1 protein-coding gene is annotated in these 283 nt (G+C 59.0%); it reads right to left on the bottom strand.

Annotated elements, in window-relative coordinates; genetic code table 11:
• Window positions 1–283 (bottom strand): alpha-amylase family glycosyl hydrolase (locus tag DKT72_RS19005; RefSeq protein WP_220628166.1); only part of this gene is annotated, 283 nt, incomplete at both ends.

Consider the following 283-nt stretch of genomic DNA (forward strand, 5'->3'; position numbering starts at 1 on the left):
TGGTAAGCCACGAGAACTGGAAGTCCGTGCCGTTGGCCACCCACTGTTTGCGCAATGCGACAGCAGCACAATACAGGTGCAGGACGGAAGCCCCGTCACCAATCTGACGATTAGTGGCATACTGCGCAAACCATGCCGGCTGGGGCAGCCACGAAGCACCGGTGGCATTGAAACCGAACGCCGGGCCGTCTGACTGCCACGGCAGCGGTACGCGGCAACCGTCGCGCCCCTTGAAATAATGACCGGAACGTTCCCAATTGGGATCCTGAATTTCATCTTCGGT

Source organism: Confluentibacter sediminis (genome assembly GCF_003258355.1).
Classification (GTDB): domain Bacteria; phylum Bacteroidota; class Bacteroidia; order Flavobacteriales; family Flavobacteriaceae; genus Confluentibacter; species Confluentibacter sediminis.